This window comes from Myroides sp. C4067, assembly GCF_038039665.1.
Classification (GTDB): Bacteria; Bacteroidota; Bacteroidia; order Flavobacteriales; family Flavobacteriaceae; genus Flavobacterium; species Flavobacterium odoratimimum.
Genome location: NZ_JBBPHJ010000027.1, coordinates 21,905 through 42,907, shown reverse-complemented (window position 1 = coordinate 42,907; position 21,003 = coordinate 21,905). Strand labels below are relative to the sequence as shown.

The 21,003-nt window shown below is 34.0% G+C and carries 14 protein-coding genes; 7 read left to right on the top strand and 7 right to left on the bottom strand.

The genetic code is table 11. The annotated features are described in order from the left end of the window. Nucleotides 1–338: 338 nt before the first annotated feature. The 3 genes from AABL87_RS15170 to AABL87_RS15160 form a co-directional block, all read right to left on the bottom strand. On the bottom strand, nucleotides 339–1,526 hold the full coding sequence (locus tag AABL87_RS15170; protein ID WP_006260171.1) for a porin: 1,188 nt from the start codon (nucleotides 1,524–1,526) through the stop codon (nucleotides 339–341). Nucleotides 1,527–1,556: 30 nt separating this feature from the next. Further along, entirely contained in the window at nucleotides 1,557–2,903 is a 1,347-nt protein-coding gene (locus AABL87_RS15165) for an anaerobic C4-dicarboxylate transporter family protein (RefSeq protein WP_006264384.1), read from the bottom strand. Nucleotides 2,904–3,016: 113 nt separating this feature from the next. After that, nucleotides 3,017–4,087, bottom strand: a complete 1,071-nt coding sequence (locus AABL87_RS15160) for a type II asparaginase (RefSeq protein ID WP_006260173.1) — start codon at nucleotides 4,085–4,087, stop codon at nucleotides 3,017–3,019. 809 nt (nucleotides 4,088–4,896) lie between these two features. Here AABL87_RS15160 and AABL87_RS15155 point away from each other — a divergent pair. Further along, nucleotides 4,897–5,307 (top strand): hypothetical protein, encoded by a 411-nt coding sequence (locus AABL87_RS15155; protein WP_232234328.1) that lies wholly within the window; start codon nucleotides 4,897–4,899, stop codon nucleotides 5,305–5,307. A gap of 58 nt (nucleotides 5,308–5,365) precedes the next feature. Here the strand turns inward: AABL87_RS15155 and AABL87_RS15150 are convergent, their stop codons facing one another. The 3 genes from AABL87_RS15150 to AABL87_RS15140 all read right to left on the bottom strand — a co-directional run bounded on the left by AABL87_RS15150 (nucleotide 5,366) and on the right by AABL87_RS15140 (nucleotide 6,795). Beyond that, entirely contained in the window at nucleotides 5,366–5,743 is a 378-nt protein-coding gene (locus AABL87_RS15150) for a DUF2752 domain-containing protein (RefSeq protein ID WP_006260175.1), read from the bottom strand. A gap of 9 nt (nucleotides 5,744–5,752) precedes the next feature. Beyond that, complete coding sequence (locus AABL87_RS15145; protein WP_006261922.1) at nucleotides 5,753–6,106, bottom strand: CD225/dispanin family protein; 354 nt, start codon at nucleotides 6,104–6,106, stop codon at nucleotides 5,753–5,755. A gap of 107 nt (nucleotides 6,107–6,213) precedes the next feature. Next, on the bottom strand, nucleotides 6,214–6,795 hold the full coding sequence (locus tag AABL87_RS15140; RefSeq protein ID WP_006260177.1) for a hypothetical protein: 582 nt from the start codon (nucleotides 6,793–6,795) through the stop codon (nucleotides 6,214–6,216). A 389-nt stretch (nucleotides 6,796–7,184) separates the two neighbouring features. On the opposite strand from AABL87_RS15140, the gene AABL87_RS15135 reads away from it, so the two are divergent. Next, entirely contained in the window at nucleotides 7,185–7,595 is a 411-nt protein-coding gene (locus AABL87_RS15135) for an NUDIX hydrolase (RefSeq protein ID WP_006260178.1), read from the top strand. Between the two features lie 264 nt (nucleotides 7,596–7,859). Here the strand turns inward: AABL87_RS15135 and AABL87_RS15130 are convergent, their stop codons facing one another. Next, nucleotides 7,860–8,441: a PhnA domain-containing protein gene (locus AABL87_RS15130; protein WP_006260179.1), complete on the bottom strand. Its 582-nt coding sequence runs from the start codon at nucleotides 8,439–8,441 to the stop codon at nucleotides 7,860–7,862. Nucleotides 8,442–8,744: 303 nt separating this feature from the next. Here AABL87_RS15130 and AABL87_RS15125 point away from each other — a divergent pair, with 303 nt between their 5' ends. The 5 genes from AABL87_RS15125 (at nucleotide 8,745) to AABL87_RS15105 (ending at nucleotide 20,951) form a co-directional block, all read left to right on the top strand. Beyond that, entirely contained in the window at nucleotides 8,745–10,412 is a 1,668-nt protein-coding gene (locus tag AABL87_RS15125; RefSeq protein ID WP_341277563.1) for a formate--tetrahydrofolate ligase, read from the top strand. A 202-nt stretch (nucleotides 10,413–10,614) separates the two neighbouring features. Beyond that, on the top strand, nucleotides 10,615–12,948 hold the full coding sequence (locus AABL87_RS15120) for a TonB-dependent receptor (protein ID WP_341277562.1): 2,334 nt from the start codon (nucleotides 10,615–10,617) through the stop codon (nucleotides 12,946–12,948). Between the two features lie 216 nt (nucleotides 12,949–13,164). Continuing rightward, a complete protein-coding gene (locus tag AABL87_RS15115) occupies nucleotides 13,165–13,890 on the top strand; it encodes a hypothetical protein (RefSeq protein WP_341277561.1) in 726 nt (241 codons plus the stop codon). A gap of 25 nt (nucleotides 13,891–13,915) precedes the next feature. After that, entirely contained in the window at nucleotides 13,916–15,991 is a 2,076-nt protein-coding gene (locus AABL87_RS15110) for a hypothetical protein (protein WP_006267068.1), read from the top strand. Nucleotides 15,992–16,109: 118 nt separating this feature from the next. Continuing rightward, on the top strand, nucleotides 16,110–20,951 hold the full coding sequence (locus AABL87_RS15105) for a DNA repair ATPase (RefSeq protein WP_341277560.1): 4,842 nt from the start codon (nucleotides 16,110–16,112) through the stop codon (nucleotides 20,949–20,951). Nucleotides 20,952–21,003 lie beyond the last annotated feature (52 nt).

Sequence of the window (21,003 nt, the reverse complement as noted above, 5' to 3'; positions counted from 1 at the left end):
TGCCTCTAGAGTCGTTATCACTTCTCTAATGCGGATGCAAAAGTAGTATCTTTTCCCTTACTTCCAAACTTATCTTTGCCTTTTTTTAAAGGTTTTTGAAAACTATTTCATAACTCTCTATTATATTACCTTTTACGAGCAAAAGTTTTTTTTATCTTTTTTTAAAGGTTATAGCCTTTAGGCATATCTATACTATATATACGTAACGCTAGAGGGCGAAATATATTTAATATTGTACTATAGTATATATAGTAAGGCACTATTGACCTACTCCTATAAAAAAGATAAGCTCTAAGTCAGTAGACTTAGAGCTTATACTTATTATTATGACATATTTATTATAGTATCAATAAAGGAGCAACAAATCCTATTGTCAATCTTCCTGTATTATAATTTTCTAATCCTAAATTATTCTTAGCATAAGATGAGTAATTGTAATATCTTCCTACATAAGACACAAAGAACCTCACATTAATATCCTTAAATGGTATATACTGTACTGTTGGTATAAAACCATAACTTGTTCTCAAGCGATCTGTACCACTTGTAGTACTCTCTATATTCTTACCATAAGCGTTACTAGTCATCAATGTTAATGATAAATTTAACTTAGGAGTAACTAAGTAATCTGCCTTAATCCAGTTATCCATATAAGCTACATTTTCACTCACATGTCCTTTAACACCATCTGCTAAGGTATTATTCACCATATAACTAACCATCCCTTTACGATCTAGATCTTCCTTGCTATACTGGAAGTCATACATAATGGTTAATTTATCATCTTGATACTTATGACCAAGGGACACATAGTTCATCACTTTACTTTTGGCTTCTTGAAAGTAACTATAACTATAATTTGTTTGGAACTTACCACCAAAGAAATTACCTCTCCAATTCGTAACAAAAGCCAAAGGCATTTTTGCTTTTTCTATATTAGTAATATCAAAATCCTGATACTGGTCTTCAAAATGCTGTGTTCTAGAATTTAGCACTTGCAATCCAAAAGAATGCCCATTATCCAGAGTATGTGTAACCCCAACTCCTGTCAAGAAATTATCAGCATGTTGCAATATATCATTATACTGTAAAATCTCGATTGGATTTAAATCAAACTCAAATCCTCCCCAGTCAGTACTCATCTTACCAATGTCTAATCTAGTCTTAGGATCAAGGTAAATTCCAACAAATGCCATATCAACCCCTCTTTCGATATGATCTTTAGTTCCTATTTCAGATTTCTGAGTATATCTATTCCTAAATCTAAAATACACTCGATCATGTATTTTCCCCTTTATCTCAATACGTGCTTGATTATTATCAAACTCAGAGTTTGTAAAAGTTCCGTTATCAAAATAACTCTCAAACCCTACTCTAGTATGAAATAGAACGTCTATATTTTTTAACAATCCTACTTTCTCGACGGGGATAATAGGTTTTACAATTGTGTCTGTAGAAGATTGCGGTTCCTGAGCCATTGCTCCCGCACTTACAAACATCGTCATTAATAATAATGCCTTTTTCATTTTCATTTTTTTTATTTAATTCTTCATTTTTTATAATAATATAGCTCCTAATAAGAAACCGGCTGTTACTGCAACACCTATAGCAACTAACCCTGGAATCATAAAACTGTGATTCACTACAAACTTCCCGATTTTAGTACTTCCTGTTCTATCAAAATTAATTGCTGCTAGCAATGTTGGATAACCTGGTAATACGAAATCCGCATTTACTGCTGGGAAAATTGCAATCAACGCTGGATTAGACAATCCTAAAGACACCCCTAGAGGCATCATCGTTTTAGTTGTAGCTGCTTGACTAAACATCAAGGCACCTAAAATAAATACAGCAATAGCAAAAGTCCACGGATATGCAGAAACCACATCGGTCATAAATGCTTTTATCACCACCTCATTATGCGCCATAAAAGTAGAGCTCATCCATACTACCCCAAACACAGAGACTACCGCAGTAGCCATAGAACTAAAGAGACTAACCTTTGTCACTGCTATAGCACTTGTCTTGGTCGTAATCATCATTAGAGCAGACGCAGTCAATGTAATCATACTTATCACTGCTACCATCTGTAGTTCTCCATTAGCCTTAAGCACTAAGCTTGCAGCCCCAGGTTCAAACACAGGAAGTAATTGAGGAAAAGCACCCGCTAGAACAATTAATAACACTGCTATAGAAAATATAACAACAGAACTCTTCGCTCCTTTTTTTAACTCTTTTTTCTCTCCTACCTCGTCTGCATCAAGACTTTTAGCAAACTCAGGGTCTCTCATCTTCTCAATAAATATAGGATCATCTTCTAACTCTTTCCCTTTCTTAAGAACAGATAAACAACCTATTAAAATACCAATAAGACAAGCTGGTATACACACCTTCATAATATCTATCAAAGCTCCTTGATAAGCTAAAATACTAGCTCCTGCAAAAGCAGCTGTCGCGGCACTCATCGGACTTCCTGTTATAGCTAAGTGAGAAGCGATAACTGATATACTTAAAGGGCGCTCAGGTCTAATTCTCTTTTTAGCTGCTACCTCAGAAATAATAGGTAATAAAGAATATAGTAAGTGCGCTGTACCAGCAAAAAGGCAAAAGAAATAAACCGTAAATGGTGCGATAAACACAATATTAGAAGGGTTACTTCGAATCACTTTTTCCGCTAATTGTACTAAGTAATCAAGTCCACCACAGGCTTGAAGTGTAGCAGCTGTAGACACAATTGCCATAATCACAAGCATTACATCTATAGGAGGGTCACCAGGACGCATACCGAATACAAATACGAATATACTTAAGCCAACCATTCCCATAACACCAAGACCAATTCCTTTCATTTGCGATCCGATAAGAATCATTCCTATCAAGATGCAGAACTGTAATAGTAACATAGCCACAAAATTTTAATTATACCTTTAGTATAGATTCTATATAAAAGGAGCGCTACACTGTATATACATTCAGTAGGCGCTCCTCTTATATTAATGGTTATAACTTATCTCTTTTAATATTTGAAGAACATATCTTGAATCACAGCTCTATCTTTGGTCTCAGTAAGTGCTAACATTAATAAGATTCTAGCTTTCTGAGGACTTAAATCATCTGCTACCACAAAACCAAGCGCATTATCATCCACCTCATTAAATAAAGTCACTCTACCTGCTCCAGCTCTTGCTGAACGACAAACTATAATACCTGATTTTGCAGCTGCTATTAAAGCATCTCCTACAGGAGCATTAAAGTTACCATTCCCCATACCAGCGTATACTATACCAGCTACACCTTCTTCTTTGGCAGCAGTCACTGCTCTAGGACTAGCATCAGCATAACCGTAAACGATTTCTACCTGAGGAAGTTTAGTTAATCCCTTTACATTAAACTTCTTCTCTGGAGATCTCAATGTTTTATAGTAGTAACTCACTTTCCCATCAAAGATCAATCCTATTGGTCCAAAATTTCTAGATTGAAATGTAGCCATATTAGTTGTCACTGTTTTTGTGACATCTCTAGCTGCAAATACTGCTTCATTCATTGCAATCACCACCCCTGCTTCTTTACTTTCAGGAGATGCAGCCACCATCACAGCATCTAATAAGTTTCTATTCCCATCTTGACTCATCGCTGTCGCAGGTCTCATCGCTCCCACTAATACCACAGGCTTATTAGAATTAATAGTCAATTCTAAAAAATAAGCAGTCTCCTCTTGGGTATCCGTTCCATGAGTGATCACTACTCCATCAGCCTCGTCTTTCTCGAATATCTCATTAATACGATTACTTAATTTCAACCAAGTTTCAATATTCATATCTTGACTACCAATCTGAGCAATCTGTTCCCCTTTAACTTTGCCAAACTTATGCATCTCAGGTACAGCATTTAGAAGATTCTCAATCGGAATTTTACCTGCAGTATAAGCTGCCTTCGTTGCCGACTCTCCTGACCCTGCTATTGTTCCTCCTGTTGCAAGGATAATCACACGAGGTTCATCCTTTGATGTATTTGAAGCTCCTTTAGTCTGAGCTTGCATTTGAAATGCTAACAATACACCGAACATTAAACTAAATACCTTTTTCATGGTTACTATAATTATAATTAATCAACTTCTACTTTTTTAAACCAATCTTCTATTCTATATCAGAGATAGATAACTCATATCGTTCTAAACTACACACCACAACTTTCATTCCCTTTTCTTATTTTTTTTAAAAAACGAATAATAAAATCTCCTATTTCCTAAAAATAATTTCTCTTAAAAATATATCAATACCCTACATCACTTTATTTTTTCACACTTTTACCTCAGAGCACTAAACTTCTATATTTTTTATTTTGTCATTGTTTTAAAACAGAAAAATATAATCAAAAAAATGTCAAATAAAGTCACTTTAACACAACACTGATCTAAATAATATATAAAACTACGACAATAATTAACAATATCAAATAAGTAAAAGTAAAAAAGAATAAATAAATATTCAGCAATAATATTCCAAACTACAGCTTTTTTTTAAACATATTTCAATATAATAAAAAAAACTGCAGCTATAAGAGCTTATTATTTCGTCTCTTTTATTCGATAAATAGTAAAATTTTAGATAAAAAATAATACAATCATTTTTCTGAATCAATTCTGTTAAAAAAAACACAATAAAACTTTACTCCATACACTTTTAATGACAACGTCTATTAACTATATATAACGACAATTTAACTACTAGTCTAGAAGTCATCGATGGTGTAATCTGTATCATTGGGCAAAACGATGTTATCGGAGTTGGTCAAGATGGAAATGTTATATACCACAACACGTATAAAGAACCAGGAGAAGCAGGAAGACGTTTATTAAAATCAGCGTCTATAGCTGGTAATGCTTATATGGGGGCTATGAATACTAAAAACCAAGCCATAACAAGTGCGACCTATTCTGTATCTTATCGCAATGCTAATGGTCAAGTAATAGAAAGCAAAGACTATGTATTCAGTGAGAAAGATCGTGCTAAAGCACAAAAAACACTAAATACTCAACAGTCCCTTATGAATGACCTGAATAGTACTATTACTCCATTGGTACAAAGTAGATTTAATGCTCTTAAACAAACTGCTGAATACGCTTATGTATTCGCTAGAGGTACTGAAGGAGAAACTACACAACTAGTCAAAGTGAGAAAGAAAGACGGTAAAGAAGTAGATAAAATAGCTATTGATAACAATAGACCTCTATACGAAATAGACCCTATCACAAGTAGTATATACTATGTATATAAAAATGAACTACGCACTTTTAAAGATAAATAAGAACCTAATCTTCTTATAAATACAAAAGCCCCTTAGATTAACTAAGGGGCTTTTTACTTTACCATATATTTCTGACTATAAAGAATACAATAATAAGTGCTAGAAAAGAATAGGCAAACCAATTCGGAATAGCATATTTCTGCAAAAACTTATCATTCTTTACAATATACACTTCCACTAATGCTATATATAAAAAAGCAAGTAGAGGAAAGTATACTAATATCATTACATTATATTCTATAGCCTCTCTAAAATGTCCATGTAGTAATGCATGCAAGGCACGCTGTCCTCCACATCCAGGGCATAACCATCCTGTCTCACGATAGAACATACACGATAGACCACCATTATCACCACTCCCAAAAAACTGATAGTAATAATATAATCCAAAAAGAGGAATTATTAGAAATATGATTCTAAGTATCCAATTCTTCATTATAGTCTATTACATATTTTGAGCTGCTCTCACTTGCTCCATAATTGTTTCGAAGTATGCATTAATACCTCCTGCACTCACAATATCAAAAACAGCTTTACCAATAGCGATTACAAATAATAAAATAGCTACTAAAGCTAATTTCTTCGCTGTACTAGCTGCTTTAACAGAAGCCTCATACTCACCATTATTATATTTACTAGTAGACTGACTAGACATTACGATAGCGATAATACCTAATATTAACCCAATACACCAGAAAGAACACATACCTAATACTGTAGAAGTAATAGACAGCCCCATATAGTTATTAGGCTTCTCACGTTGTTCTGTAACTTGATTTTCAAATTGATTAAATTCCATATTTTTTTATTTTGTTGAGCAAGATAGTTATTTTTATTAACATATCTATAACAAAAAAGAGAGGAAATTCCTCTCTTTTCATTATACTTATTTTATTTCTTTTATACTTATGCAAACTTTGCTATAAATTGCTCTAACTCATCAGCAAATTGATCTTGTGCATTTGCAATCACTTCATCTATAGCTTCTATCGTAAGAATCGGTTTTAATTTCGCATCAGTACGAAGCCAATCTAAGAATTCTTTATTGAACTCTGCAGCATCGAATTCTCCTTCTTCTATCAGTTCCTCTTTATCAGGGAAATAGAATTCTTCCATAAACACAACTGCTTCCACATCATAAGCTGATATCTGTAATAGCTCTTTGATATTCTTAGCAACGATAAAAACTCCACCTTCATCACCAAAAACAACGATAGGACAGTTATCTAAACTTTTTACCGCTTTATCCTGTACCCAAAAAGCAAAAATACTACCAGTACTATTAGCCTCTGCAAAAGGAACAAACGAATTTACAAATTCTTCTTCTTCTGAAATAGATTCGATGATTCCTGGATCCTCGTCTATTAAATAGATAGCGTTAGAATAATAAGATGGAATATTCTCAGATGTCTGAAATTCCAATAAACTTTTAATTTCATTAGGTACTTTATACCCTTTAAATAATGCAGTAAATTCTTCTTTTACCATTGTGATGTTCATTTTCGCCTCTTATCAGGCTTACGGATTTTAAAAATTAAAACTAATGTAATACACTAAATCTTATTCTATATTAGTAATTACTTTGATAGAATAAAGATAAAATATTTTTTTATTGAAAAACATATTTCCACAACAAACTTATATTTTTTTTATCATTTAAGTCGATTGATATATGTAATTCATTTATTTCGTTGGTAAAAGTAATAAACTTTACTAAATGGACGACTAATTATTTAAATATTAACCATTTAATTTTAGTACTTATTCTTCTTTAATTAACCTTTTTGTACTGTTTTACTCAAGATAAAGTTTCGCAAAACATGATTGAACAGTTATTTTTAATAATACTATCTTTACATTTTAAAAAACTGTCTAATATGACAACTCCTACTATTCTATATTTAGCATCAGCATTAATAACAGATCAAGATAACCGATTACTGACTGTACGCAAAAAAACGTCTACCTATTATATGATGGCAGGTGGTAAAATCGAAAAAGGAGAAACTCCTGAACAAGCCTTAGTAAGAGAGTTAAAAGAAGAGCTAAACTTAACAGTAAACACAAATGAACTAACCCTACTGGGTACACATAGTACAGAAGCTGTGAATGAAAAGAATACTATAGTGAAAGCTCATATCTATCATATTATAATCAATCATCAAACGCTAGAAGTAGCTTCAGAAATAGCGGAAGCCAAGTGGCTCACAAGAGAAACTTATAAAGAAACTAAACTTGCACATCTATTAGAAGAATTTAGTGTTCCTATTTGGTTAAGTTTATTCTAATCCTCTCATGCTACTAAAATATACTCTCAACATAATTACCAAACCCCTCTCAGGCTTCTAGTTTCATCTAGTACCGTACCTATTTCCTTTGCAATATCAGCATTACCTTACTATAACACCTAAGTAATGACTGCGTTATTTATCGAGAATTAACGGAGTCACTATGGACTCATAACGGACTCACTACGGACTCACCGCTACCAAAAGCCAATAAAAAAGCCTCTAAGTCTAAAACAAAGAGGCTGTTATATCAGTATATGCTAATTATGCTTGTTTCTTTACGAACTTGGTTAAGATAACGATTTGTTGACCATCTATCTTTCCTTCGATTTGTTCTGTATTATCGTGTACTAAACGGATATTTCTAACAGCAGTACCGATCTTAGCATTAATAGTAGATCCTTTTACATCAAGGTCTTTAATTAATGTCACAGTATCTCCTCCTACTAATACATTACCATTACAGTCCTTGTGAAGGTCTACACTTCCATCCCCTGTATGATCTCCTGTAAGTTTAGCAAACTCTAAAAGTTCATCGTCTAAATACATCATCTCTAAACTATCTGCTGCCCAACTTTCGTTACGGAAGCGGTTCAGCATACGCCAAGCTACTACTTGTACAGCTGGAAATTCACTCCACATTGATGTAGTAAGACATTGCCAGTGATTAGCATCTAATTCAGCTTTCTTCTCTACTTGCTCTAAACAAGTATCACAAATATAGATTTCTCTATCTGCTTCATTAGCTGCTGCAGGTGGTACTTCATATACATTTAAATGTCCAGTTGCCTCACATAGTTCGCATTTATTACCACTTCTTTCTATTAATTGTGCTTCAGTCTTCATTTATAAAACAATATATTATTAAAGTTGTAAAGATATATGTTATTATTTAGATATAAAAAATAATAAAACACTTCAGTAATTAAACCATTTGCACTACACAGATATGAATTTAACAAAACACTTAATTTTTTAGATTGCTTCTAAAAATTGAATCCTAGAATTATGGTTTCGACTTATATATCTTGGTTTTCATTACACAATTCGCCATAATACTTATACCTTCTTTAATTAAGTACAATAGCGATAATTGCCCTTACAAAAAACCTTATCTTTACTCTTCAATAACACAAACTATCATTATAAATGAAAACAGATATCGAAATTGCTCGTGAATGTGAGTTAAAGAGAATACAAGATGTAGCACACTCTATCGGTGTAAATGAAGAAGAGCTTATCCCTTACGGAAAGTATATGGCTAAGGTTCCTCTAGATGCTATGAATACAGAGAACATCAATAAGTCAAATTTAATATTAGTTACTTCAATCACTCCTACTAAAGCAGGTATCGGTAAGACTACTGTGTCTATAGGTCTAGCGTTGGGGTTAAATAAAATAGGTAAGAAAGCTGTAGTAGCTCTACGCGAGCCTTCATTAGGTCCATGCTTTGGGATGAAAGGTGGAGCTGCAGGAGGTGGATATGCTCAGGTATTGCCTATGGAGAATATCAACCTACACTTCACAGGAGATTTTCATGCTATCACATCAGCTCATAATACGATAAGTGCTTTATTTGATAACTATATCTATCAGAATAGAGCTAATGAAAACGGAATTAAAGAAATATTGTGGAAACGAGTACTAGATGTGAATGACCGTAGCTTGCGTTATATCAACACTGGGCTAAGAGGTAGTGCTAATGGAGTACCACAAGAATCAGGATTTGACATTACTCCAGCCTCTGAGATTATGGCTATTATGTGTCTGGCGACAGATATAGAAGACCTTAGACGCAGAATCGAAAATATCTTATTAGGATATCGCTATGACGGAAGTATGTTTACAGTTAAAGATCTAGGTGTATCTGGAGCTATTACGGTACTATTAAAAGATGCACTTAATCCTAACTTAGTACAAACTACGGAAAACACCGCAGCCTTTATTCACGGTGGACCATTCGCTAATATTGCACATGGTTGTAACTCTGTTATCGCTACTAAAATGGCTATGAGTTATGGAGACTATGTCATCACTGAAGCAGGTTTTGGTGCAGACTTAGGTGCCGAAAAATTCTTTGATATCAAGTGTCGTAAATCTGGTTTACAACCAAAACTGACAGTGGTAGTAGCTACTGCGCAAGGATTAAAAATGCATGGTGGTGTAGCTATCGAAGATATTAAAGCTAAAAATACAGATGGCATCCACAAAGGCTTAGAGAACTTAGCTAAGCATGTAGAGAATATTAAATCTTATGGGCAAAGCATAGTAGTTGCCTTCAATAAATATGCAACTGATGATGCAGAAGAACTACAAATAGTGGAGCAATACTGTAAGGATAACCACATTGGATTTGCGATTAACAATGCATTCGTAGAAGGTGGTGAAGGCGCTAAAGCCCTAGCTGAAGTAGTTGTAAACACAATAGCAAACAACCCAAGTAAACCTCTTCAGTTCCCTTATCAAGACAGTGAAACAATAGCTGTAAAAATAGAGAATATCGCTAAGAAGATATATGGAGCTAATAAAGTAGAATTCTCCTCTGCTGCTAAAAAGAAATTAGCCCAACTAAAAAACACAGATATGGATCAATATCCTGTATGTATTGCCAAAACACAATATTCATTCTCTGCAGACGCAACAGCATACGGTGTAGCTAAAGATTTTGACATTATAATCAATGACTTAGTGATCAATAGAGGTTCTGAGTTCATCGTGGCTATAGCAGGAGATATTATGCGTATGCCTGGATTGCCAAAATCACCACAAGCGCTAAGAATTGACTTAGTAGATGGATTAATAGAAGGATTGAGCTAATCGCTGATATCATATACTATAATAGTAGGGTCATCTTTATAAGGTGACCCTATTCATTTTATAATAACTGTGAAATAATCAAAATTAAATAGCTACTATTCAAAACTTTAACCACATATCCCTCTCAATTTACGATCTGTTTTTTTAAATAAAGTGATGCTTTTACATAAATTTGTTTAGAATAATTCTAAATAAATATACTATGAAATTACTATCCTCCCGAAAAGAGAAACTGTACATCACACTATTATCTTTATTATCAATGCTCTCACAGGCACAGCATTTAAATCTTCGAGTAAAAAACTCTTCTGGTCAAGCCATTCCTAATACAGTGATAGAGATAAATAATCAAAATGTAGGTATCACTGATGATACTGGTAGATTCACCCTAACAGATACTCATTCTTCTACTGTTGACTTAAAGTTAAAAGCCTTTGATTACGCTGATTACCATACGACTCTTGAGTTACAAAAAGATACGATTAACAACTTTACAATTACACTTACTCCTAATCCTGAGACTATAAATGAAATTATCGTTACTGCTGGTCGAAAACCAGAACACATCTCTACAGTCCCCTCTTCTGTAACGATACTTACAAAACAAGAAATAGAAACACAGAGTGATATTAATAGTAACATCAGCTATATTTTAGGAAATACAGTACCTGGACTCGCTACAGCTACTAATAAAGTAGCCAATACAGGACAGACACTGAGAGGAAGACCTCTTCTAGTCTTAATAGATGGTATCCCTCAATCTCTTCCTTTAATGAATGGAGCCCGGAGTATACGTTCTCTAGATCCTTATGTTATCGAAAAAATAGAAGTAATAAAAGGAGCAACGTCTATCTATGGCAATGGATCTGCGGGTGGTATTATCAATTATATTACTAGAAAAGATGTAGCCAACAAACCACTAAGTGGACAAACTAAAATAGGTACTACCTTTACCCCTTATCACAGTAGTGGAACCTTAGGCTATCAAATAGGACAATATTTCTCAGGTAGAATAAATAACTTCAGCTACGCTATAGGTGGGCATCTTAAATACAATGGCTTACAAAGAGATGGTGAAGGCTTACCATTAGGACAACTAGGTGGTCTATCTAATTCTTATGAGCGAAACATCTTTACAAAACTATCTTATCAGCTCAATGATTCCTCCTCATTACAACTACTCTACAATTATTACACTACCGTACAAGATGAGAAGTACAAAACTAAACCGGGTCATTATGGACAGGAGCCTGCTATAGGCATAAGAGGTAATGAAGGCGGAAAGCCTGTAGGCACACCATACAATCACAATGCTATGCTGACCTATACTAATAATGCTCTTTATGCTAATACCCGATTAGACATTAGTGCTTACCTCACCTCCTTCCAATCGATGAATCGCTATGTACCGAAAGGAACCGTCTGGTATGGTCCAGGTCAAACTAGGATAATATCAAAAAAGAAAGGAATGAGAACTAACTTTAATACTCCTTTTACGCTTTATAATACTCCTATTGAAATTACTTATGGTTTTGATCTACTCAGTGATATGACTATGCAAGACCTCACAGATGGTAGAATATTAACTCCCCAAATGAAAATGCTAAGCATAGCCCCTTATGCACAGTTAAAGATAGATATATTAGATAATATTATCTTTAAAGGAGGGGTTCGCTATGAGAATTCGAATGTAAGAATCAATGACTATACCACTATAGCAACAGGCCCTAATAACGAAGGTTCTATAGCTGTCAATGGAGGTAAGCTAACTTATAGAGCGACTGTATTTAACGCAGGTATCCGATACGATAAATATGATTACTTCAATCCATTTATCAGTTACTCACAAGGTTTTTCTCTCAATGAAGTAGGAAAAATATTGAGAAGAGCAGATGCTAATACGCTGAATAATTTAGAGACTTCCCCTGTGATTACTAATAATTACGAAATAGGTTTCTCTAGTAAATACAGCATTTTCTCACTACAAACCTCATATTATATCAGCACTTCTAAATATGGTATTAACCTTATAGATGTCGGAGGATATCTGATGCCTAGTAGAGAACCTGAAAAGATTAAAGGTTTCGAAATAGCTTTAGAGGCTAGAGTAATGAAGAGCTTAAAAATGGGTGGTACTTTCACCACTATAGAAGGAAAAACAGAGAATAAAAAAGGCATCTTAGAATATCTAGGAGGAGATAGAATACCGCCTAATAAAGCAACTGCATTTATTACATATACTCCATTCAATAAGGCTACTCTATCCTTATTTTGGATAAATACAGGAAATAGAAAACACTTTAGCCCCAACATCAATGGAAAATATAAAAACGGACAAGGTCCCATAAGTGAAGTCAATCTATTTAACCTTAGTGCAAATTATAAACCTAATAACCATTGGTCACTCTCACTTGGCATTGACAATTTATTCAATAAAACCTACTATCCGCCAGTAAGTCAATACAGAGGTATTCACGCTGACTATACTAGAGGAGTTGGAACTACAATGTCAATCCATGCAACTTATTCCTTTTAATAAAACAGATAAATAATCACTCATAAGATTGCAATTATTCTATTTGGTATCATAGAAATAAGTATATCCCAGTCCTATTTCTCAAAAGAGGTATCCTAAAAGGATAAATTGTTCGTTCATGTTATAATATTGTCAAAATAAAGCAGAACACTTTCTTAAAATTAAGTTATATTTGGTAAATTTTAAACACATATTAATATAATACGCTATTCATAAATGACAGAAATAATTCATCATTTATTCAATCCGCTTCCGAACGCTATTATGAGCGTATTAATGGGGATAACCTTTATCTATTGGATATTCTCGGCTTTATTAGGAGGTTTTGATGGTTTTGATATTGATATGGATGTCAACCCTGAAATAGATGTTGACATAGACATAGATGCAGATGTAGATACAGACTTTGATTTGCAACAAAGTCATCTAGACATTACTCATGATAAAGAGGTGGATGTAGCAGATCATGTAGATGTACGTCAGCCAAGTATCTTTATGCAGATACTTGAGTTTATGAATGTAGGGAAGATCCCTTTCATGATTGTATTAACCATCTTTAAATTCTTTACTTGGGCAGGTACATTATTAACTACTACAATTCCTAAAGTAGTGAATCTAGGCTTTTGGTCTGTTGTTATTTTAATTCCACTTTCTTTTATAGCGATTATCTTAACACACTATGCTACACTTCCACTAGTTAAGTTTTTAAAGAACACTGGTTATCACGGTGAGAAGGCAATAGACTTTATCGGAAAAGAAGGTGTTATGTTATCAAGTATCACTGCAGATAAACAAGGAAATATGGAGGTAGTCATCGATCAAGATCCAATCAAGATATTGGTACAGAGTACAGATGGTAACCAAATAAAATATGGAGAGAAAGTCATTATCATTAAAAAATGTGATAAAGAAAATATCTTCCAAGTAAGAAGAATACATTAATTATTAACTATAAACACTAAAATCTATGGGTGAGTTTGGTCTAGGGACATTAATAGCTATTATTATAGGCGCACTTTTTCTATTAGTATTATTATTTTTTGCAATACTTGCATCTTTCTATAAGAAGATACCACAAGGTAAATCTATAGTAAGAACTGGGGTTGGAGGAACTAAAGTAGCTTTCAACAAAGGTATTTATGTAATCCCTGTATTCCATAAAATGGAGATTATGGATATCTCTGTAAAAAAACTACAAATCGATAGAATGCAAAACGAAGGTCTTATCTGTAAAGACAATATTCGTGCAGATATTAAAGTAGCTTTCTTTATCAGAGTTAACAAGTCTATAGAAGACGTAATTAATGTGGCACAAACATTAGGTTGTGAGCGTGCAAGTGATGTAGAAACGCTAAGAAACATATTCGAAGCGAAGTTTTCTGAAGCTTTAAAAACAGTAGGTAAGAAATTTGAATTTATCGAATTATACGAAGCTCGTAGAGAGTTTAGAGAAGAGATTATTAATATCATTGGTAGAGATTTAAACGGGTACATCTTAGATGACTGTGCTATCGACTACTTAGAACAAACAAATATCTCTTACTTAGATCCACAGAACATTCTTGACTCTGAAGGTATCAAAAAGATTACTGAACTTACCGCATTACAAAACATCAATGCTAACCTTATCCGTAGAGATGAGCAAAAGGTAATCAAAAAGCAAGACGTAGAAGCTCGTGAAGCTATCTTAGAACTTGAAAGACAGTTATCAGAAAAAGAAGAGAAACAACGCAGAGAAGTGGATAATATCCGTGCTCGTGAAGAAGCTGAGATTCAAAAGGTACGTGAGGAAGAACGTCTTAAATCTGAGAGTGTACGCATCTCTACTGAAGAAAGTCTAGCTGTATTAGAAGAGAATAAACTACGTCAAGTAATCATCGCTGCTAAAAATAAAGAGCGTACTGATGCTGTGGAAACAGAAAGAGTAGAAAAAGACAGAGCGTTAGAACAAACTGAAAGAGAGCGTATCGTAACATTGGCTCAAATCAACAAAGAACGCGCTGTAGAGGAAGAGAAAAAGACAATACAAGATGTTATTCGCGAAAGAGTACAGCTTGAAAAAGGAGTTGTGGAAGAACAACAAAATATCAAAGACGTTGAGGCACTTCGCGCTGTAGAAAGAGAGAAACAAGTAGGTATCACTCAAGCAAGTAGACAAGCAGAAGAGAACTTAATCAGAACAGTGAAAGAAGCAGAAGCTAAAAAATCTGCTCAAGAGCAAATCTCTCAACAAATGCTAATCGAAGCAGAAGCAGAGAAAGAAGCTTCTATTAAACAAGCTGAGGCACGTAAGATACTTGCAGATGCAAAAGCTCGTGAAGATGCTACTATTGGATTAGCTGAGGCAGAAGTAATCAAAGCAAAAGCAGAGGCTGTAGAACAACAAAGTATCGTAGATGCTGCTAAAATACAACGTATAGCTACTGCTGAAGCAGCTGGTATCGAAGCGAAAGCAGAAGCGAAGAGAAAAGAAGGATTAGCTGAAGCAGAAGTAATGAAAGAAAAAGCAATAGCAGATGCAGAAGGATTAAAAGAGAAAGCAAATGCTATGAAACAAATGGATGGTGTTGGTAAAGAACACGAAGAGTTCAAACTTCAACTTCAGAAAGAAAAAGAAGTGGAATTGGCTGCTATCACAATCCAAAAAGATATTGCTCAGTCACAAGCTAATGTATTATCTTCTGCGCTTCAAACTGCTAAGATTGATATCGTAGGTGGAGAAACAATGTTCTTCGAAAACATTATCAACCAAGTAAGTCGTGCAAAAGGATTTGACCAATTAATCGATAAGAGTCAGAATGCTCAAGATATTAAACTTGCTTTATTAGGTGATGGTTCTACTATCAGTCAAGGTGAGTTATTTAATAATATTAAGCACTATGCAAGTCAGTTTAATATCACAACTGAAGACTTAAAGAATCTTAGTATTGCATCATTAGTACTTAAAATGCAACAAAACGCAACTGAGGACAATATGGGCTTATTAAGCAATATAGCTGATGCTGTTCAGAGTTTCGGTATAGGGAATAAGAAGTTATCTTAATGTATACTAATCACTCTTCTCTGTAGAGAAGAGTGATTTTCTCCTATTTATCCCCTACTCTATTTTTAATTTACCTACGTATTAGTCTTATCGTTCTAATACAAAGTATCCTTTATATATGGCTGAATTAGAAAACCAAAATATAGAATCATTAGATTCTAACACTTATGAGATTATACAGAAGAGACTACAAAGTCAGAAGAGCGATTTAATCCAACGATTAAATGCACTGAATGACGATCGTAAAGAAATCTTTACTTCTGTTGATCTAAAACTTATCGCTAATCAACGTATTACGACAGAAAACAACTGTACTGCTAGAGGTATTATTGCCTTTGATACAACTTGTATTTTTGCCTATAACGTACACTTTGGGCTAAAGACTGATATTCAGTTAAGTGATGTATTTAGTATATACCGCTTTGAAAATGATCAGTTCTTACCTCAACCTTTAGATTTTATCTATGATGAGAACTTCATCAGTGATTATAAAAACTTATATAAATACTATAGAGACTCTATCTTCAGCAGATTTAAGAAGACAGAGAATTACCTCTATATGGTATTCCAAACAAGTAAGAATGCAGATAACTTAAAAGCATTTAAGTGGTTAATCAAAAATAATCAATTGATCTATCAGGATGACCGTAGCATTCACGAAGTAGTAAAGAGTCCTCAGTTTGAGTTCAACTGGATTAAGACTAATCTTGAGAACAGACGCTTAGGAGTACACCCTCACGTATCTATACAAGACAAAGTGTTTATAGAAGCTGTAGGTGGGGATATTACTTTTAAAATAGAAGACAACACAGATAATGGTCAAGGGATATACTCTGAACCTGTAAAGAATGCCGATCAGCAGTTAGATGATGCTGATTACTTCTACGCTGACTTAGGCAACTTTATTGCTATACGCATTAAACCTTACCAAGAGGATTTCCGTGCTTTTATCTTTAATAATAGAACAAAACAAGTTATCAATGTACCTGCTTTAAACGAGACAGGTATACTTCTCCCTGATGGCCAAGGTATCTTATTCTCTAATGGATACTACTTGCAGAATGGAGATTATAAAATCTTTGATAACAGTGTTCACAACTTAGAGTTTGTAAGAACTATTCCTTCTCACAATGGAGAGGACTACTTATACCTATTCTATCAAGCTGAGAACAATATCTATACCTTGATGTCTTATAACATCATCAAACAACAAGTAGAAACTCCTATCGTATGTAGTGGTTTCACCTTGTTTAACGATGGTAAGTTAATCTACTTCCGCTCAGAAAACGAAGCAGTAAGACATCACGTAGTACAAATATGGGAAACTCCTTATGCTGCTACATTAATAGAGAATAAGGAGCAAAAAGAGAATCACTTATACAAAATAGGGAATAAGGACATCGTTAAAGCGATGGCTGAATGTCAAGAGATCATCCATCTCATCGATAAAGAAGATTCGTATGAAGGGCTGTACGGTGATATAGCTAAGAAAGCAAATGACATTATAGATTCCTACTTCTGGATAAGAACCAAAGAAACTAAAAGCTTAGACGAACCATTAGAGCAGATTAGAAGTATTGCTAATACTGCTATAGATGAGTTTGAAAAAGTACAAGAGCAACGCAAGAGAGCCGCTGGTCTATTAACTGACTTAAAAGCAAAAGTAGATAAACAGCTCTTTAATGTTAAGAATGCTAAAGGTGATACGCTGGAAGGATTAGTACATCTATTAGCTGAAAACAGAAAGCTATTAGGTGAAGTCATCAGTGCTCGTCAGACTAAATATGTTGACTTAATTATCTTAGAGAATTATCAAGAACAATTGGGTAAAACCAATGAATCCCTATCTGATAAAACAATTGCTTTCTTACTACAAGAGCAAGCTCTAGTTCCTTATGAACAAAAAGTAGTAGATCAAAAGGCTAAAGTAAATGGGGTAGTCAAGGTAATCGATGCTAATGCAATAGATGAAAACTGTAAAGCAATATCAGCTGAATTAGAATTGCTAATCGATATTCTAAACAGTTTAAAAATAGAAGACACTACTCAAGCGACAAAGATTATAGAGAAGATATCTGTAATATTTGCTTCGTTGAATGAGGTGCGTTCTCAACTGAAGAGAAAGATAGACTCTCTACGTACGAATGAGTCTATAGCTGAGTTTCATGCTCAATTAACCTTACTTGATCAAAGTATTATCAACTTCTTAGAATTATCTAATTCTCCTGAGAAGTGTGACGAATACCATTCTAAGGTAAGTGTTCAAGTAGAAGAGTTAGAAAGTAAGTTTGCTGACTTTGATGATTTTATTCTAAAGATAGCCGATAAGCGAGAGGAAGTGTCTAAAGCTTTTGATACGCGTAAGACTCAATTAGTAGAACAAATCAATAGACGTACGAGTTCGTTAGAACAGATAGGTCTACGTATATTAAAGAATATAGAGAATAAGTCTTCTTCTTTCAAAACGAAAGAGGAGATACTTGCATTTTTCTCTACTGACCTTATGGTCGATAAGGTACGTCAATTAGTTATTGAGTTAAATGACTTAGGAGATGTATCTAAAGCAGAAAATTTAGAGAACAGCGTTAAGACGAGTCAAGAAGATGCACTGCGTACACTGAGAGATAAACAAGATCTATTCGCTGATGGAGAAAATGTAATCAGTTTAGGTACTCATAAATTCTTAGTCAACAAACAGCCATTAGATCTTACTATCGTTAGGCGTAACGATATTCTATACTATCACTTAACAGGTACTAGCTTTACTTATCCTATTCATAATGATAAGATCTATGCCTATAAGGAGATATGGAATCAAGACATCATCTCTGAAAACAACGAAGTATATAGAGCAGAATACTTAGCTTATCAAATAATACAAGAACTACGTACTAATCCTTCATTAGATATTAATGAAGCAGTTAAGTTTAGAACAGAACAGAACTATTCTGAAGGGTATCTAAAAGGAGTACACGACTTTGACGGATTAGAGATTACACAAGCCTTACTGAAGCTAAAAGCAGAATTAGGGATATTGACGTATGCTCCTGCTATCCGTGTTTCGGCACAAGTATTCTGGTATAAATTAGAAACGGAAGTAAGAGAGTCTTTATTGAAGAATATCAATAGTGCTGCCGCTGTACAAAAGGTATTCCCTAACAGTGCTAATTATCAATATATAATTAGTCAATTAGAGGAGTTATATGCACAATGGCAATCTCCATTGCGTGAATTAACATACAAGAAAGACATAGCACATTATATTTTTGAAGAGTTCTCATCAGGAGTATTCTTTACAAAAGCAGAACAAGCTTCTCTATTAAAGAAACAGTTTGTTACTTTCTTACAACAAAAGAATGCTAGTGTAACCTTTGAGAATGATATTAACGATACTACCTTATCTACATTAGATGCTTTTTATTTAATACAGAACTGGTTGTATTCTTATATAGATAATGAACCTAAAGCTGCTATATATAAAAAGTATATTGATGAAGCATGTTGTTTATTGTTATTTGAAAAGCAATATAACTATACTTTAAAAGAGAGTACTGACACTATAGTCTTAAACAACTTAAAAGGAAACCACACTTTAATAGTACAAGATACTTATACATTAGACTATCACGAATATATGCACAAGCTTGAAGTATTCGAGACTGAGCGTGTCCCTATGTTTACAGACTTTATTGCTACTAAAGATATGTTGTTAAGCGAATACAAGAAATCATTAAAAGTAAACGAACTGAAACCTCGTGTACTGACTTCTTTTGTTCGTAATAAACTGATTAATGAAGTTTACTTTCCATTAATTGGAAATAACTTAGCCAAACAGATAGGAGTTTATGGTGATAACAAACGTACAGCACGTATGGGAATGTTATTATTAGTATCTCCTCCTGGATATGGTAAGACTACTCTAATGGAATACTTAGCCAATGCTTTAGGTCTTCACTTCGTTAAGATTAACGGACCTACTATTGGACACTCTATTACCTCTATTGACCCTACAGAAGCTAAGACTTCTGGTGCAAGAGAAGAACTAAAGAAAATAAACTTATCTTTTGAGATGGCGGACAACGTAATGCTGTACTTAGACGATATACAGCACTGTAGTTCTGAATTTCTACAGAAGTTTATATCTCTAGCCGATGGACAGCGTAAGATGGATGGTATCTTCGAAGGAGAGAGTAAGACTTATGACCTAAGAGGTAAGCGATTCTGTATCATTATGGCAGGTAACCCATACACAGAATCAGGAGAGAAGTTTCAGATACCTGATATGTTAGCTAACCGTGCTGATACCTATAACTTAGGAGATGTGATTGGTAGTACAGAGCATTTGTTTAAGCTAAGTTTATTAGAAAACGCTATTGCTGAGAATACCTATTTACAAAAATTAAGTAGTAACTCTTTAGATGATTTCTATAAACTGATTAACCACATCGAAACAAAATCAGAAGAATCTTTATCATTAGAAGGGAACTTTAGTGGGCAGGAGATAGAAGAGTTTACTGCTGTATTAAAGAAATCAATCACAGTAAGAGATATTGTACTAAAGGTAAATCAGCAATATATCTTAAGTGCAAGTATGGACAATGCTTATAGAACAGAGCCTGCCTTTAAGCTACAAGGTTCTTACCGTGATATGAATAAGATGATGAGTAGGATAGTTCCACTGATGAACGATAGTGAAATAGATGAGTTAATCTTAACACACTATGAGAACGAATCACAGACCTTGACATCTGATACAGAAGCAAACTTACTTAAACTAAAAGAACTGGCTAACCGACTGACAGATGTAGAGCGCAAACGTTGGGAGGATATTAAAGATATCTTTGTTAAACAAAACAAATTAGGTATGGCAGGTAAAGACAATCAAGTGGCTCAAGTATTAGGTCAGCTGATGGACTTCAACCAAAACTTAGAAAGCATTGCTAAAGCAATCAAAAAATAATAATCACCTAAACGGTCTGTCTAAACAACAGACCGTTTTTTTATTTATACAT